The 14057-nt window shown below is 41.9% G+C and carries 14 protein-coding genes and 1 riboswitch; of the genes, 11 read left to right on the forward strand and 3 right to left on the reverse strand.

Annotated features, from left to right (window positions below; translation table 11 throughout):
* Positions 1–762 carry a DUF6339 family protein gene (locus DYI25_RS22400; RefSeq protein WP_249745250.1) on the forward strand — a complete coding sequence of 254 codons (762 nt, stop codon included), beginning with the start codon at positions 1–3 and terminating at the stop codon, positions 760–762.
* A 52-nt stretch (positions 763–814) separates the two neighbouring features.
* Here the strand turns inward: DYI25_RS22400 and DYI25_RS05335 are convergent, their stop codons facing one another.
* Positions 815–2110 carry a M20/M25/M40 family metallo-hydrolase gene (locus DYI25_RS05335; RefSeq protein ID WP_213367395.1) on the reverse strand — a complete coding sequence of 432 codons (1296 nt, stop codon included), beginning with the start codon at positions 2108–2110 and terminating at the stop codon, positions 815–817.
* Between the two features lie 125 nt (positions 2111–2235).
* On the opposite strand from DYI25_RS05335, the gene DYI25_RS05340 reads away from it, so the two are divergent.
* Complete coding sequence (locus tag DYI25_RS05340; protein WP_213367396.1) at positions 2236–3195, forward strand: tetratricopeptide repeat protein; 960 nt, start codon at positions 2236–2238, stop codon at positions 3193–3195.
* Between the two features lie 129 nt (positions 3196–3324).
* Entirely contained in the window at positions 3325–4164 is an 840-nt protein-coding gene (locus DYI25_RS05345; RefSeq protein WP_213367397.1) for a hypothetical protein, read from the forward strand.
* Positions 4165–4477: 313 nt separating this feature from the next.
* Here the strand turns inward: DYI25_RS05345 and madM are convergent, their stop codons facing one another.
* Positions 4478–5242: a malonate transporter subunit MadM gene (gene madM / locus DYI25_RS05350; protein ID WP_213367398.1), complete on the reverse strand. Its 765-nt coding sequence runs from the start codon at positions 5240–5242 to the stop codon at positions 4478–4480.
* Positions 5223–5636, reverse strand: coding sequence for a malonate transporter subunit MadL (gene madL / locus DYI25_RS05355; protein ID WP_213367399.1), 414 nt, complete (start codon positions 5634–5636; stop codon positions 5223–5225). The genes madM and madL overlap by 20 nt, the downstream gene beginning before the upstream one ends.
* 273 nt (positions 5637–5909) lie before the next feature.
* Here madL and DYI25_RS05360 point away from each other — a divergent pair, with 273 nt between their 5' ends.
* From DYI25_RS05360 to DYI25_RS05395, 8 genes are all read left to right on the forward strand, one after another.
* Positions 5910–6560: a GntR family transcriptional regulator gene (locus tag DYI25_RS05360; RefSeq protein ID WP_213367400.1), complete on the forward strand. Its 651-nt coding sequence runs from the start codon at positions 5910–5912 to the stop codon at positions 6558–6560.
* 18 nt (positions 6561–6578) lie between these two features.
* The gene (gene mdcH / locus DYI25_RS05365; RefSeq protein ID WP_213367401.1) at positions 6579–7514 is read left to right on the forward strand and encodes a malonate decarboxylase subunit epsilon; all 936 of its coding nucleotides are present in this window, start codon (positions 6579–6581) and stop codon (positions 7512–7514) included.
* 34 nt (positions 7515–7548) lie between these two features.
* Entirely contained in the window at positions 7549–9195 is a 1647-nt protein-coding gene (gene mdcA, locus DYI25_RS05370) for a malonate decarboxylase subunit alpha (RefSeq protein ID WP_213367402.1), read from the forward strand.
* Positions 9164–10084 (forward strand): triphosphoribosyl-dephospho-CoA synthase, encoded by a 921-nt coding sequence (locus DYI25_RS05375; protein WP_249745251.1) that lies wholly within the window; start codon positions 9164–9166, stop codon positions 10082–10084. Before mdcA ends, DYI25_RS05375 begins: the two co-directional genes overlap by 32 nt.
* A gap of 15 nt (positions 10085–10099) precedes the next feature.
* The gene (locus DYI25_RS05380; RefSeq protein ID WP_213367403.1) at positions 10100–10411 is read left to right on the forward strand and encodes a malonate decarboxylase subunit delta; all 312 of its coding nucleotides are present in this window, start codon (positions 10100–10102) and stop codon (positions 10409–10411) included.
* Entirely contained in the window at positions 10389–12083 is a 1695-nt protein-coding gene (mdcD, locus tag DYI25_RS05385; RefSeq protein ID WP_213369432.1) for a biotin-independent malonate decarboxylase subunit beta, read from the forward strand. Before DYI25_RS05380 ends, mdcD begins: the two co-directional genes overlap by 23 nt.
* Complete coding sequence (locus tag DYI25_RS05390) at positions 12074–12697, forward strand: malonate decarboxylase holo-ACP synthase (RefSeq protein ID WP_213367404.1); 624 nt, start codon at positions 12074–12076, stop codon at positions 12695–12697. Before mdcD ends, DYI25_RS05390 begins: the two co-directional genes overlap by 10 nt.
* A 271-nt stretch (positions 12698–12968) precedes the next feature.
* A complete protein-coding gene (locus DYI25_RS05395) occupies positions 12969–13574 on the forward strand; it encodes an FMN-binding negative transcriptional regulator (RefSeq protein ID WP_213367405.1) in 606 nt (201 codons plus the stop codon).
* Between the two features lie 185 nt (positions 13575–13759).
* Positions 13760–13956: riboswitch (cobalamin riboswitch) on the forward strand.
* Positions 13957–14057 lie beyond the last annotated feature (101 nt).

The following is a 14057-nucleotide window of genomic DNA, read 5'->3' on the forward strand; positions in this document are numbered from 1 at the left end:
TTGAAACTTAAATTTATCTCAGACGAAACTTTAATGGATTTAAGGACGAATTATGATGCCTATAAAGAAAACTATTATAAAAAGAATCATCATTGGTTCGATGAATATTTTAAAGTAGAGGGAAGAGGAATAGAGTCTAGTATTTCTTTCGAAATGCCTATAATGAATTTAGATGAAGATTATTCAGTAAGTGACAAAGAGAATGTCAAAGTAGTCTATGAGGCATTAAAGCATTTAACAGTATCACAAGCCACCCAGGAAAGACTTTGGTCAGGATTGGCACACCTGCAGTTTAGAGATTTCGCCTTTTATCGGCTGAAGAATGAATTGCAGAGTGGAAATGATATACGAATCAATACCGCTATGTTCTTCAAAAACGGCAATAAAAGATCACTGTTCGTTCATATCCTGGCACGCTTATGGTGGGTTGGATATATGACATACGATGAATCCAATAGAGAAAATCCTTATTGGCTGACAGACTTCTTTTGTGAAAAGGACTTCTCAGCAAGAAGTGTCGTGTTCTTTTCGAGCAACTTCACATCAAATCCGAACATCACAAAAGGAATACTAAAATCAATAATAAAATTGCAGAACAAAGGCATCAGCATAAAGCGAGATCATTTCGTTCAGGCCAACAAGTATTTGAACGTGGTTGGCGGAGCTATGATTCTGGATATGCTGACGACCGATGAAGTCGAGAATATGATAGATAAGTATTTAGCTAAGTACTATGGGATTGAAGTGGAGCAGCCTGTGTAAAACATAAAGCATACCAATAGGGTATGCTTTATGTTTATAAACTACTCTAACATTATAAAAGTTCAATTGATTGGCTATTTTTTTCTGATCGAATTAACTTGTTATGCAACAAAGATTCAACTAATAATACAGTCTCAAATGTTGCTAAATAATCAACCGTTTCAAAGTCAGTATGCTCATTTTGATATCCGGCTGACAGGTTGACAGAGGGGATGTCATAATTGGCAAACACTTTAGCATCGCTGATTCCTCCTGGGGTTACTTGCCAATCTTCAATGCCTGACAGTTTTCCTGCCTGTTCAAACAGCCTACCGAATTCATCAGGGCAGAAAGGAAATCCGGCATTTGAAGTAACGATATCTCTGTTGCCTCTTCGATCAATAACAATCGCTGCATCAACATCCTCGATAAAATCCATGTCTATTCCACTTGAGCCGCGGCATCCAATCTCTTCTTCAACCGTAAAAGCCACTTTTATAGTTCCGTTGAAATTTGTCTTTCGTACTCTATTTAATATCGAAAGTATAGATACAATTCCTGCACGGTCATCTGCCCCAAGAATTCCTTCTGAGCTTCTTAAGATGGTGCCTTCCTCGATTATTTTTCGATCAGGGACAATCTCTTCTACTGTATCCATATGAGCCGAAAGAAGGATGGTTGGACCGGTTCCACACTCCATAAAGCCGAGAAGGTTTCCTTTTTTATCGATAAACGTGTGGTCTACAAGGCGGTTTAATTTATTTCTTAATATTAAACGAATTGCTCTTTCGTCTGTACTTGCTCCAGGAATGTTAAGCCATTCAATTAACTGAGTTTTAAAATTTTCTGCTTGCAGATTTTTAAGGTAGCCGGGATTATTATAAACTTGATATAAATTTTCAGCCATCTCAAGAAGTAGCATCTGATTATCTTGCGGATAAGCAAGGCGAACATTCTTACCGTCAATTCTGCAATTCACACTAGCCGGGACGGCAGCTTTTATGATTTCAATCTGCTTGCTGTTCGGGAATTTTTTTAGAAAAATATGTGCAGGTCGGTTACCATGGCCATCACAAGAACCAAAGGTATGAATACCTACCTCGTTTAACCAGCGAACGATGCCACGAATGTAAGGATCAAAATCAGTCAGCGGCAAATCTCCTCCCAGCGGATCGACCAGCATTCCTGGACCAGGTGATTTTATTTCTCGGCTAGCCTCATGAATTGAGTTCATCATTGTTAAGTCATTCTCCAATGAACTAGGGTCCTCCAAAAGTCGGATTAATATTTGTGCAGCAATTCCTTGAGATGAGCCAATGCCATCTTCCTTTTGCAAACCATGTCTTGCTAACAGAATGTTATTTTTCATACAAAATCAGCTCCCTTTGTTTTGGTAAGCTAAGTTTAGCAAGCGTAGTGTGACACGGTGTCACAGTTCAAAAGAAGGATTTTTGAATATATAGTGGAATTTCATATATATTGAGGTGATTCGCAGTGAGCGTAGGTGAGAGGGATTTTTATCCCGCCAAGGAAGAAAGTCGCTTAAAGGACGAATTAGGGGAAGCAAGGAAGAATAGGGATAGAACTAATGTTAACTTAATTGAGAAAAAACTCGTGAAGCTGTATGTCTCTCAGGCTGAATATTTTAAGATGGCGGAAAAGCCTGATCCGTACATTGCGGAGAAATATCTGCAAAAAGCACTCCGCATTCAGGCTGATCATCCTGTTGCAAATTATCGGCTGGGGTTTTTATATTATCGAAACAAGGAATATGCAAAAGCCATTTTTCATTTTGAAAAAGCACTTGATGGCTCAGATGTAGAAGGTTTAAATGACACACAAACCCTTCTTACAAATATGTTTATGGTGAATTGCGGTATTCGAATTGCTAAAGAATCTATTTTAGAAGTTCGAAGTATTGAGGAGAACCTGTACTCTGATTTGGAAAAAGATAGGATAGATAAATATAGAAAAGAAGTTTTGGTGTTAGAAGAAGATATTTTTGAGAGAATGTTTTACAAAAAAAATGTGGATGGAATGGAAAACAGAATTAGCGAAATCGAATTTTCGTCATATCAACCCTTAGGCAAAGAAATATTATTGAAAATATCAGATCAAGGAAGGGAATTGATTCTTCCAGGTAGTTTCAGAATGAGTCTGAGCCCTGTAGCATTTTATATTTTCTATGCGTTACTAACCACAGACCATTTTTTAACTTATCGAGACATAATAGGGAAAATTAGAACATGGAGTGAGTTGGAAGTTAAAGAGGATAATATACGTCAAATAATTAGTCGATTCTCCAGGAACATTCCAACGTGGAATGAATACTTTCATTCTGCGAGTGTAATGAACCCCGAAACTAATAGACAGGTAGCTGCAAATAAGTTAGCTGAAAGTGTTAAAACCTGTATCTTATGCAGAGGGGATGAGGTTCTGCCAGGGGAGTATTAATGGTGAAATGGGAAGTGAATGGGCATACCTTGTGCTTCTTTTTGCACTTCTTATTGAATAGGTTAGTAGCTGAATAATGGTATTAATAGTTCCAGCATTTATTAAATTGTATGTAGGTGGTGACATTTATTGGATAAAGTGGAATTGCTGAATTTAGTGCCTAAGTTTTTAACATTTTACCTTCTGGCAACTAAACCTGATATTGATGAAGAACAAAGATGGGCTCTTTGGAAGGAGAATTATAATTTTGCAGCGGTTCCTCCTGGAGACGATGGAAAAAAGATGGCCAGAAATCTGCTGGATACCGCTTGGGAAAGGTATGCTGATCATTTATCATTTATTGAGGATTGGACTCCCAATGAGGAGAAAGTTAGAAATTACCTGACAAAAGTTAAAGCATTGCTTGGTTATGATGAGCAGATTGATTTAGTCGTCGTTTATTTCGTTGGGGGATTTGAAAATAACCCTTTTGTTGCTCCTTTTGATCAGAAACGTATGGCACTTTGTCTGCCAATTGAGAACGGGGATTCAGATATCTTTCTTTCACATGAACTGACACATATAGTCCATACACAAACGGCGAACCTGACAGGTGAGTGGGAACGAACAATTGCATCTACTATTTTGCAGGAAGGGTTAGCAACCCAGGTAAGCAAATCTTTAGTTCCAGGGCATCCAGATGAACAATATATTGAGCGTGAAAAAGGTTGGCTTCAATCTTGTAAAGAAAACCGAACGGAAATCCTAAACGGGATTTTTCCTTTTTTAGAAGATGCGTCTTCAAAAGCGGTAACAATGTTCACGTTTGGGAATGGAACCACCAATCATGAAAGAGAAGCATACTACGTTGGTTGGGAAGTGGTTCATTTCCTTTTGGGTCAAGGAGTAACTTTTAAGGAGATGGCTAGTGTCCAAGAAAGGGATATTCCGAAATACTTGCGAAACATCTATCCAATGCTGTTGAGCTAGATTGGAAGCACGAGGGACCTGGCCTGTTCTTAATCATTTCATTAAATATTTATTGGAGTAAACTGATTAATCAATGTACTGCTGAGTAAATTGATTAATAACATTCTGGATTTCACTCATTTTTTATGGGAGATATGGAACAAGTGGACCTTATTTTGATCCTTACGCTTTTCTGCTAAACAGGAGTCCCTTTCTTATCAAAGGTTAAAGTTTTCTTTGCAGGGAGACAATAAAAGAAAGACACCTCGCATCCAGAATATATCATCAGGAAGAGGTGTCTTTTTTTTAGTAACCCAAAAAGCTATTCAGGAGACTAAGCGAAAATAACTTTAGTGATCAAAAATAAAACTGATGGTGCCATTAGGCAGCCCAAGCCTGTATAAAAGGTGGCAGTTACAGCTCCATATGGAACCAGTTTTGGATCTGTAGCGGCCAGACCACCGGCCACTCCGCTAGTTGTTCCCATGATTCCGCCGTAAACCATGGCGGTACGAGGGTTGTTCAAACCAATATATTTCGCGATAAAAGGAGTACCAATCATCGTCAAAATGGATTTAACAAGTCCGGCTGCAATACTAAGTGTGATTACTTCAGAGCTTGCACCTAATGCAGTTCCTGTTACAGGGCCAACTATGTACGTTGCTGTCCCGGCCCCAATGGTCGTTAGGCTAACTGCGTCTCGATATCCAAACGCAAGGGCTACTATTACTCCTACAACAAAGGAGAGAACGACTCCAACAAACAGGGATAATACTCCGTTGAAGCCTGCCTTTTTGATTTCGCTGAAGTTTGCTCCAAAGGCTGTTGCAACAATGGCGAAGTCACGGAGCATCCCGCCGCCCATGAGCCCAATTCCTGTGAACATGCTCAGGTCTGCGAGCCCTTTTTCTCCTCCTGAAACAATTCCGCCTACATAAGCGAGCAATAGGCCAAGGGCAATAGCAATTGCCGAACCATGTATACGGCCTTTCGTCAATTTATCAGAGAGAAAATAAGAGATATACATTGTTAAACCTACAATCGCAAATGCAAGAATCAAGCCATTTTTCGCAAATAGATTACCTGCTATTTCCAACACTCTGATCACCCCCTATAATGCTGCCTTCAATACTCTCATTTACAGAACCGCCTTTGCTTAAAAGGGGAACAACTGCCCAACTGATCACAACAGCTGCAACACCTGCGATAATGGCAAGTATTCCGCCATCGAGAGCCCCAGCCACATTCTGCTGGGCGGACATAGCAATGACTATCGGAATGTACATGCCGCTCCAAAATGCAACGCCCTCCTGGGTTTGCTTGTTTAATTTGTCTTTCTTTTTTAGATACTCAACCAGGAGAATAAGAAACAGCATGGCAAAGCCAACACCGCCGACATTGGAGTCTATCCCAAGGATCAGACCTAGAAGATCTCCGAAAAATACTCCTGATAAAAAGCAGATGGCAAGCAAAGCGACTCCAAAAATGACCATAACATATCCCCTTTTCAATTTTTTAACCAGAGACTAAGGAAACAGACAGAAAAAACCTGGGGTCTAGACTAAGATGGAGTGTTAACTAATAAGAAAGCGCTTGCAAAAACTGGAATCTACAGTCGACTGTATTCTTAGAACTCATAATAAATCGCCTGAAAAGCAAAGTCAAATAGTTTTTTAAATTTTCTTAAAATATTGAATTGTTGAAAATGAGACGCTATAATTAAAATCGACAGTCGACCAAATTTTTTTAAAGAAGGAGACAGTGTCATGAATTCATCAAAAATTAATCAGAACGCCTTATCAAATCACATCGCTGAACATATTACAGAGCAAATCATAAAAGGAGAGCTGGGACCTGGAGAAAAACTGGTAGAACATATTTATGCAGAAGAATATGGAACTAGCAGGGCTCCTGTAAGGGAGGCAATCTACCTTTTATCAATTGAGGGGCTTGTGGAAAGGATTCCACGAAAAGGGGCAGTAGTCAAGGAATACACCGAGAATGAGATTTATGATCTCCTTGAAGTCCGCAATATGCTTGAATCAATGGCAATCGAACGGATCAGGAGAAACGGGATAGAAGAAGAAGGCATTCAAAAAATGTCTGCACTTCTCGAACAAATGAAAACCAGCACAGAAATCCATCAGTACACTCATTTGAATCACACTTTCCATATGACACTTGTGGAAATGAGCAAAAGTGAAACGATTAAAACAATGTATACCCGATTGGGCTGGCCGCTCCTAAGAATCCAGAGTATCTCATTCACAAATCAAGGAAACATCGAAAAATCAATAAGAGAGCACGAAATGTTGGTCGAACTGTTGCATGACGAAAAAATTTCCGATGCCGCAGACCTTCTGGCTCGCCATAACCAGGATGTTATTATCAGCATGCAGAAAAAACTAGGTAAATAGGCTAATGGGGTGAGAAATATGAAAATAGCATACTTATTTCCCGGCCAAGGTTCGCAAAAGCCGTGGATGCTGCATACACTTCCGAAACACCCCGCGGTTCAACAGGTGTTGAATGAAGCAAGGGAAATCCTGGACGGAGAAATCGATTGCCTGGATTCAAAGGAATCCCTTGAATCGACTGTAGCTGTTCAGCTTTCTCTTCTTATCGCCTCGGTTGCTGTTGCAAGAGCATTTGAATCCGAGGGTGTCAGACCTGATATAGTGGCCGGCCATTCTGTTGGCGCGTTTAGTGCCGCTGTCACCAGCAAGACCATTGAATTTGCAGATGCGCTCAAACTAGTCAGGCTAAGAGGCCGGTTAATGGAGCAGGCTTTTCCATCCGGTTACGGAATGGGAGTAGTGACAGGAACTGATGCGCGAACTGTAAAAGAGATTACAGCTTCTTGTTTTACTGAAAAGGATCCTGTTTATGCTGCGAATATTAATGCTTCAGATCAAATAACCGTTTCCGGTTCGCTGGAGGGAATAAACAGGGTCATTGATCAGGCAAGGAAAAAAGGCGCCAGAACAGCTGAACTGCTTAATGTCAGCATTCCATCACATTGTCCCATTCTCGAAACTGTTTCGCATGCCCTGGAAGAAGAACTTTCAGGAATTCATATGCATTCCCCGGAGGTTCCCTATGCATGCAACCGGACGGCCAGGCTTCTAAGATCTGCTGAACAAATAAGGGACGATCTGGCATTCAATGTATCTCATCCAGTGAAATGGCATGATATTTCCACCATCCTTTGCGAATTTGGAACACGGCTATTTATTGAAATGCCTCCAGGGAATGTTCTTACAACTTTAGCAAAAAGAGCATTGCCTGGTGCACGTTCAGTTTCAGTTGAAGAAAATGGATTTAAAAATTGTTTGTTTTTAGGTAAACGTTACACTTCCATACAGTCTTAGATTTATTAATCGAAAAATGAAAGGGGTTGCAACAATGCAGGCTATTAAACAACGTTCATGGAAAACTCGATTAGAAGCGAAAGAAAAAAGGATCGAAAACTTGAAAAATATTACATCCAGCCGAATCATTCCGACAGACAAAATCGTCGAGGCTCTGGAACAATTAATCATGCCTGGTGACCGAGTCGTCCTGGAGGGAAACAATCAAAAGCAGGCTTCCTTCCTATCAACTGCCCTTGCCATGGTAAGTCCTCAAAAAGTGCACGATTTACATATGATTATGTCGAGTATCTCCCGGCCGGAGCATTTGGATTTGTTTGAGTCGGGTATTGCAAAAAAAGTGGATTTTTCATATGCAGGCCCCCAGAGCCTTAGAATTGCCCAGATGCTTGAAGATGGAAAACTTACCATGGGAGAAATTCATACGTACGTTGAGCTGTATGGGAGGCTGTTTGTCGACTTGATTCCCTCGGTTGCATTGGTTGCGGCGGATAAGGCTGACGCATCGGGGAATTTATACACCGGTCCGAATACTGAGGAAACTCCGACACTCGTGGAAGCAACAGCCTTCCGTGATGGGATCGTCATTGCCCAGGTCAATGAACTGGTTGATGAACTGCCACGTGTCGATATACCTGGTTCCTGGGTCGACTTTGTCGTCGTAGCCGACAAGCCGTACCAGCTTGAGCCACTTTTCACCAGGGACCCGAGACATATTTCGGATATTCAAATACTCCAGGCAATGATGGTGATCCGCGGTATTTATGAAAAGCATCAAGTGCAATCGCTTAATCACGGAATTGGCTATAATACGGCTGCAATTGAACTTCTTTTACCGACGTATGGTGAATCCCTTGGACTAAAGGGTAAAATCTGCAAACACTGGACATTAAATCCCCATCCAACGCTAATCCCTGCGATTGAGAGCGGGTGGGTAGAGAGCGTACATTGCTTTGGCGGGGAAGTCGGAATGGAAAAGTATGTTGCGGCAAGGAGAGATGTGTTTTTCACAGGACATGACGGAAGCTTGCGTTCAAATCGGACTTTATGCCAGTTAGCCGGACAATATGCCGTCGATCTGTTTGTCGGCTCCAGTCTGCAAATAGATGGTGCGGGAAATTCTTCGACCGTAACGAGCGGTAGGCTTGCAGGCTTCGGAGGCGCGCCAAATATGGGACATGATCCAGGCGGAAGACGCCATTCCTCCCAAGCGTGGCTCGACATGATGACGAGCGATGATCCACTGGCACGAGGGAGAAAACTGGTTGTCCAGGTAGTTGAGACATTCCAGAACGGCAACAAACCAGTGTTTGTTGAGTCATTGGACGCTGTGAATGTGAAGAAAGACGCAGCACTGGCAACTGCACCTGTGATGATTTATGGAGAAGATGTCACTCATATTGTCACAGAGGAAGGAATTGCCTACTTATATAAAGCAAGCAGTATGGAGGAGCGACGCCAGGCAATTGCGGCAATTGCGGGTGTCACCCCGATTGGCCTTGAACATAATCCTAAAAAAACAGACAAGTTAAGAAGAGAAGGATTGGTTGCCCTGCCTGAAGATCTGGGAATCAGAAGAACGGATGCAACGCGATCCTTGCTTGCCGCAAAAAATGTTGAAGAGCTTGTGGAATGGTCGGAGGGATTGTATGAGCCACCTGCTAAATTCAGAAGCTGGTAAGAGAGACTCAGGAATGTTTTTGGAGAAACAGGAATTCAGTCTGCATCTTGCAAACTTGGCTGTCAAATCGCTTATAGAAGAAGCTGAGCTAACTCCTAAACCAGGACTTGTCGATAAAGATAATTCCGGCTCACATTCTGATATGACATTTAAAACGATGATTCAATCAGCAGAAGCCTTGGAGCCAACCTTCAGGGGGATTGCAGAGGCAAGCTTTAAACATGATCTCTCACAGGAACTTCGGGAAGAAATTGCTGCAATCGGACGTCGGGGAGAATTTGAAATGTTAGAGGCTACAGGAGGCATCAACACGCATAAAGGGGCAATATGGGCACTTGGCCTGCTTGTCTCGAGTATAGCAATGAATCCTGACGGTTCTTCGCTCAACAAGATCGCTTTCACTGCGGGAGAGCTTGCCCGCTTTTCAGACAGGAATCTGACTGAACAGATGACAAATGGGAAGCGCGCGAAGGATAGATACGGGGTAAATGGTGCAAAGGGTGAGGCCCAGCAGGGTTTTCCTCATTTAATCAAAGTCGCATTGCCCGAGCTGTTTACCTCGAGAAACAGAGGTATCGAGGAGAATCATTGCAGGATAAACGCTCTGGTCGCACTGATGGCGAGTGTTGATGATACGTGCATTTTACATCGCGGAGGCGCTGAGGCGCTGAGCTGTACTAAGAGTCTTGCCGCGGAAATCCTGGCTTCTGGCGGCGTATCGACTAAGCAAGGGTGGAAGCTTTTAGGAAGGCTTGACCAATCCATGCGCAAGTACAATGCTTCCCCGGGCGGTAGTGCAGACTTGCTTGCTGCAGCACTATTCCTTGATTTTTTTCAACAAAGCAGGACTCAAATGACTCAAAAGCAGCAACTGCTTTTAAATTATTAAACGGAGGACTGGCACATGGAAAAATTAAATTTTAAATATCCTGCATCAAAATTCCTTCAGACTCAGGCACATATTGGTGTCGTCGGTTCAGGTGATCTTGAAATCGTTATAGATCCATCTGATCGCGGGTTTGCTGAGGTGACTGTAAGGACAGGGACTACAGGTTTTAACGAAACATGGAAGAGGGTCCTGGAGAGGTTTTTTGCCCAGAATGACGTTTCGGCAAGCATCTTGATCAACGATTTCGGTGCAACTCCTGGGGTCGTCTCATTGAGATTGGCACAAGCTTTGGAGGTGGCTCATGATGCTGGATACATTAAAAAATAGCTTCACTGAATGTGGAGGTCGTGAACGGGCCCGTCTGTTATTGACTCCCAATACTTTTAGAGAACTGCTTGATCCATTTTCCGGAATTGAGTCTCCCCACCTGGAACCCCAGGGCATTGTACCGCAAAGTGATGATGGCGTTATCATTGCCCGTGGAGAATTGAACAATCATTCTTTGCTTGTAATTTCAATAGAAGGGAAATTTCAGGGCGGTGGAATTGGTGAAGTCTCAGGGGCTAAGATTGCAGGAGCACTTGAGCTTGCATTGGAGGAAAATAAATCGGGGAATAGCTTATATCCAGTATTAATATTTGACACTGGCGGAGTCAGGCTTCAGGAAGCAAACTATGGATTACTGTCTATAGCTGAAATTGGTGCGGCTATTGTTGCACTAAGGGAATATGTTCCTGTGATTGGAATCATTCCCGGAAAAATCGGAGCCTTTGGCGGCATGTCAATAACAGCTGGATTGTGCAGCAAGATCATCATGACCCGTGAAGCTCGATTAGGATTAAATGGGCCGGAAGTAATCGAGCAGGAAGCAGGAATAGAGGAATTTGACTCGATGGACCGCCAGCTGATCTGGAATACTATAGGCGGCAAGCAGAGGGAAGCAGCCGGTTTTGCTGATTACCTTGTTGAGGATGATATCAAGAGCATCCAGCAATCTATCATCCAAGCTATCTCACTGGGCAAGGATGATACACCAAAAAGTGCACAGGTTGATCGATATCTCTCCTTCTTAGAAGCTGTTAATACCACTGAAACTTTAACACCTGAAAATGCACGACAGCTTTGGAATCAGTCAGAAGGGGCGATTCAGAAGTTAAAGGTTCCTTGCTATGATGAAAGTCCAGTCCATGGACAATTATCAAGAGGACATAAATGGTTTAAGCAGTTAACTGCAGGTGCTGAGAACATCGGGGAAATACCATCAGTGCTTTGTGCTGATTCGGTTATCGGAAATCGGGCTGCGCGCTTCCTGGCAATAGTACCCGATGAAACGAGCCGCTTTCCAAGAGCAAGGTCTGGTGAATTTGGTATTGAACAAGGATGGATGCTTGCAAAGCATATACGTGAAGTGATCGAAGAAGATCGGTTTAAAGAGAAGAGGGCAATAATCGCTGTTGTCGATGTGCCAAGCCAGGCATATGGATACAGAGAAGAACTGTTAGGAATCCACCAGGCATGTGCAGCAGCCGTCGATGCTTATGCAACAGCAAGATTAGCAGGGCATCCCGTCATTGCATTCATTCCTGGAAAGGCAATATCAGGCGCTTTTCTATCACATGGATTGCAGGCAAACAGGCTGATTGCTCTAGATGACGAGGGTGTCAATGTTCATGTGATGTCAAAGCAATCAGCAGCCCGGATCACGATGCGAACGATTGAGGAGCTTGAAGAAGCAACAAAAAAGGTACCTGCGATGGCTTATGACATACGTTCCTTTGAAAAACTCGGTGCTCTTCATAGTCTGCTGGATGGAGTAAATGCCGATGAACCAGCAGAAGAAGACATTTTAAGGGTTTTCAGTAAGTTAACAGAAGCTATTGAGGACATAGAAAACAAACAGAGAGATTTAAGCAGCAGACTTACTTCTGCTTTTGCCAGACAAGGCGGAAGGGAAGCCTCCATATTGGTGAGAGAGAAGCTGGCTGAGCAATGGAACTAGAAACACATGACTTGCTGGAGATCGATAAAAAGGATTTAATAAGCCATACAGAGATTCCGGAATGGGCGGTCCATTCACTTGAAAATACTCCATTTGTCGTGGTTCGCCGTGTCCATGCACCAGAGGGACAGGTAGCCGTTGGGATAAGAGGGAGAAATAGAAATCAAAGATTTGGCGCATTCCTTGAAGAAAGAAAAGTGATTCGGCAAATTAAACCAGAACAACTCACATCAAAGAAAATGTGGGAGGATAAGCAGGCTGATGTTTTCTCAGCTCTAGACATGGCAGCATCTATTTTTCGAAATTACGAGATCTCCTGGGGACCGGGGGGCAGCGTTGGATTCGAGCTTGCCAGCGGTGTGGTAACAGTCACATCCGAAAGTGACTTAGACCTTATAATCCGGGCACACCAACCACTTCCAATAGCAGATGCTGTCGCTATGGTTGAAAGGCTGGAAAGAAGTAATGTAAGAATCGATGTCCAAGTTGAAACACCAGCTGGCGGTTTTTCTTTAAAGGAGTATACTAGGGATTCAGGTTCCTTCCTTTTAAAAACAAAAATTGGACCGAAATTAACCAGAAATCCTTGGAATGAGGAAGTTAAAAAATTTTAATTTTATAGAAAAATTTACTTTAGAAGCGCAGGGGGAGTATATAACGTACCTTGCGCTTTTTTCTTTTCTAATAAAGAATGGAGAAATAATTTGCTGTAATAATGAAAGGTAAGCGATGTTCATGTCGAATTTTTACTAACGGTGAATGATTTAGTGCTTTCTTTTTTAATGATGAGTTTGGGAGAGTATAGGGGATACCTCCTGGTTTTTCTGCATATATATGTGTGATAAAAATATATGGTCATCTAATCCTTTGAAGGTGAGAAGATTTATGTATATACCCAAACATTTTAAAATCGATGATATGGAACAGATATATGAGTTTATTGAAAAGTATAGTTTTGTAACTCTATACTCGACACATATGGGAGAACCTTATGCAACTCATTTGCCGCTGATTCTAAAGAAAGATGAAAATGCTTTATATGGCCATTTTGCCAGGGCTAATGGGCAGTGGAAGGATATTGGGAATCAATTGGCTCTTGTGGTTTTCCAGGGTCCTCACTGTTATATTTCACCTTCTTGGTATGAAACAACTAATGCGGTGCCTACGTGGAATTATGTGTCCGTCCATGTATACGGGAAAGTGGACATAATTGAAGATGAAAAGGTACTATTTGATTCCTTGGATGAGATGGTCACTAAATATGAAAAGCCAGATAGTCCTTACAATTTGAAAAAGGTAGACACCGACTATATTGAAGGATTGAGTAAGGGCATTGTTGCGTTTAAAATAGCCATTACTAAAATTGAGGCAAAGGCTAAACTAAGTCAAAATCATTCACTGGAAAGGCAAGAGATAATTATTCAAAATCTAGAAAAAATTGCAGGTCAAGATCATTTAGAAGTAGCGACCCTAATGAAGAAAAATCGCTAAAAATCTGCTGAGTGGAAAATTAAAACAGACAGTAGCTATAAACTGTACCCTGTCTGTTTTTTTCAAAGCTTTCTAGAAAATGAAAAAATCACAAAATTGTACTTAAGGAATTAAATTTTAGCTAATTTATACAAATTATTACTTCTATCGACAGTAATTGTGTATAATTGGATTCAGCGGAAAATTTAATACATAAAGAATTTGGTGTCTTCTAAACGAGTTAGTAGTTTAGAGACTTAATAGGGAAGTTGGTGAAATTCCAACGCGGTCCCGCCACTGTAACTGGGAGCTTCAAGCTTGATGCCACTGTACTTTTTGTATGGGAAGGCGCTTGATAGCAATGACCAGAAGCCAGGAGACCTGCCTGATTCTTCGCGCCACAACCTACGAGGATAGGAGGTGTTTGGGAACGATTCTGGCTTTTTATAGGAAGAACCGGCACAAACATCTCCATGGGTAAAATGGAGGTGTTTTTTTAGTTTC

It is taken from the genome of Mesobacillus boroniphilus (genome assembly GCF_018424685.1).
GTDB classification, from domain to species: Bacteria; Bacillota; Bacilli; order Bacillales; family Cytobacillaceae; genus Mesobacillus; species Mesobacillus boroniphilus_A.

Excerpts from the sequence above, each read along its gene's own strand:
- DYI25_RS05335 (WP_213367395.1), bottom strand. The coding sequence starts at position 2,110 with ATGAAAAATAACATTCTGTTAGCAAGACATGGTTTGCAAAAGGAAGAT.
- madL (WP_213367399.1), bottom strand. The coding sequence starts at position 5,636 with ATGGTCATTTTTGGAGTCGCTTTGCTTGCCATCTGCTTTTTATCAGGA.
- DYI25_RS05360 (WP_213367400.1), top strand. The coding sequence starts at position 5,910 with ATGAATTCATCAAAAATTAATCAGAACGCCTTATCAAATCACATCGCT.
- mdcH (WP_213367401.1), top strand. The coding sequence starts at position 6,579 with ATGAAAATAGCATACTTATTTCCCGGCCAAGGTTCGCAAAAGCCGTGG.
- mdcA (WP_213367402.1), top strand. The coding sequence starts at position 7,549 with ATGCAGGCTATTAAACAACGTTCATGGAAAACTCGATTAGAAGCGAAA.
- DYI25_RS05375 (WP_249745251.1), top strand. The coding sequence starts at position 9,164 with ATGAGCCACCTGCTAAATTCAGAAGCTGGTAAGAGAGACTCAGGAATG.
- DYI25_RS05380 (WP_213367403.1), top strand. The coding sequence starts at position 10,100 with ATGGAAAAATTAAATTTTAAATATCCTGCATCAAAATTCCTTCAGACT.
- mdcD (WP_213369432.1), top strand. The coding sequence starts at position 10,389 with ATGCTGGATACATTAAAAAATAGCTTCACTGAATGTGGAGGTCGTGAA.
- DYI25_RS05390 (WP_213367404.1), top strand. The coding sequence starts at position 12,074 with ATGGAACTAGAAACACATGACTTGCTGGAGATCGATAAAAAGGATTTA.
- DYI25_RS05395 (WP_213367405.1), top strand. The coding sequence starts at position 12,969 with ATGTATATACCCAAACATTTTAAAATCGATGATATGGAACAGATATAT.